The organism is Acinetobacter sp. ATCC 27244 (genome assembly GCF_000156555.1).
Taxonomy (GTDB): Bacteria; Pseudomonadota; Gammaproteobacteria; order Pseudomonadales; family Moraxellaceae; genus Acinetobacter; species Acinetobacter haemolyticus.
The window spans coordinates 44,580-46,668 of sequence record NZ_GG665950.1; the positions used below are offsets into that span (position 1 = coordinate 44,580).

Here is a 2,089-nt window from a genome sequence, read left to right on the forward strand (position 1 = left end):
CCATTTAAAACTATAGCTAGGCTTTTTATACAGCTTCATTTCTCTTAGGGAAAGGCACAATTTTATTCCTTAAACCATCAATAAAATCAGACCATTCCTGCATCATTTTGATTCGGTAGTCTAAATGCTGAGCATGGTTGTAAGCCTGAGATACTGCATTCCCAACTCGATGCGCCAATTGGATTTCAATTGCATCATGCATATAACCTTGTTCATGTAAGGTTGTAGAAGCAAGCCCACGGAAGCCATGTCCTGTCATCTTACCGTTATATCCCATTGTACGAATTACACATAAAAGAGCATTACTGCTCATAGGCTTAGCTGTACTGTGATTATAAAACACGTATTGTTTATTGCCTGTAAGAGGGCGCAATTGCTCTATTAACTCGATTGCCTGTTTAGATAAAGGAACAATATGTGGTTGAGCCATCTTCATTTTATCAGCAGGTATACGCCATAATTTAGTTTCAAAATCAATTTCATCCCATTCCATCATTCTAAGTTCAGCAGTACGTACGAAAGTTAAGGTCATCAACTGAATCGCTGTTTTAATCATTGGACTGCCATGATAACGATCCATACGTTCAAGGAATGGTGGAAACTCTAAAATATCCAAACGGGCCATGTGCTTTACTTTACGAGGCTTTAAGGCTTCTTGTAAGTGCGGTGTTGGATCATTCTCCATAATGCCTTTACGAATTGCAAAACGGAAAATACGACCAGTTAAAGGAATTGAGCGTTTTGCCATTTCCAATGCACCGCGTGCTTCAATTTTTTTTGCGCAAGCAAGCACATCTTTACCTTTAATTTGATCAATAGGCATATTACCTAATGCAGGGAAAAGGTCTTTCTCGAAGACTGATAGATCACGTAGATAAGTCGTTTCTTTAATGACTGCTTTACGGTCCTCCATCCACTCCATCGCAAGGGATTTAAAAAGGATGCTTTCGTCCGTTTGCTGTAATCGTTGATTTTTCACAGCATTGGGATCGATATTACTATAAAGCTGAATACGTGCTTCATCACGAGCACGACGAGCCTGTGCAAGTGAAATCTCTGGATAGCTGCCAATAGTTAAAGTACTTTCACGACCATTAAACCGATATTTTAACCGCCAGAAGCGTCCACCTGATGGCGTGACTTCTAAATACAGTCCTTTTTCATCAGCATAACGCTTTTTCTTTTCAAGTGGTTTGATCTTTCTAACTTGAGCATCGCTAAGCATTCTGAATAGTATCCATGCAAATTGGGGGACGATTATTTGATTTTTATAATCATCCCCCAATTATCCCCCACAATATTGGGGATTGCAATGGAAAGGGTAGGAATGTGTAAGTAATAAAAAAAGCCTAAACCCTTTAGATTTAAGCTTTTTAGGTCATCTTTAGATGGTTTTAGAAATAATCTTGGCGGTGAGAGAGGAAGTCATAAATATTATATAAGTAACTGAAATATATAAATATAAATTATTATAAATTCAAATGTACCGACAAATATACCGACAAGTGTTCAGGGTTGGAATATCAGTACACGTATCGTCAATTTGATTCCTTAATTCTCGATTCGAGTATTTTTGAATATAAAACTGATTTTTTAGCTTAAAAAAATATAAGTGGTTTTACTGTTTCTTCTGACCTGCTTTTTTACTGGTCAAGTAAGTCGAATAGTAAAGGGGGCAGACATTCCAGCTTGGTAGATCGACTACTGCTATTAGTAATTCAGGTGCCAGTGGGCACAAACCAAAATCGCGTGATTTAAAATACGAACCCTATCTGTGAGGTAGTAAAAATTGCATTAGTGATAAATTTGCAACAGTGATAAAGTGTTGAAGTCAAAGCCTTTATGAAAATTGTTCTAAAGTTTAATCATTTTCACTTTTTAGAGATGGATCATGTCTATTCAGCATATTATTGTTCATGAAATTCGACGCGTTAAAGAAGATAAAAAAAGTACAGAAACATTAATTGCTAAGATTAAAGATTCAGAGAATGATTTAAGTACGCTAGATAGCGAGTTAGCAGCGAGTTTATTAAAGCTATTTTCTAGATCCAGCTTAATGGTTGGTCAGTTTTCAATTGGAAAAGATAAA

The 2,089-nt window shown here is 36.5% G+C and carries 1 protein-coding gene and 1 pseudogene; one reads left to right on the forward strand and one right to left on the reverse strand.

Annotated elements, in window-relative coordinates; all coding sequences use genetic code 11:
• Positions 1-25: 25 nt before the first annotated feature.
• Positions 26-1,225: a tyrosine-type recombinase/integrase gene (locus HMPREF0023_RS02325; protein WP_017396498.1), complete on the reverse strand. Its 1,200-nt coding sequence runs from the start codon at positions 1,223-1,225 to the stop codon at positions 26-28.
• Positions 1,226-1,891: 666 nt separating this feature from the next.
• On the opposite strand from HMPREF0023_RS02325, the pseudogene HMPREF0023_RS16650 reads away from it, so the two are divergent.
• Positions 1,892-2,089, forward strand: a pseudogene (locus HMPREF0023_RS16650) (nucleoid-associated protein); the annotation flags it as partial.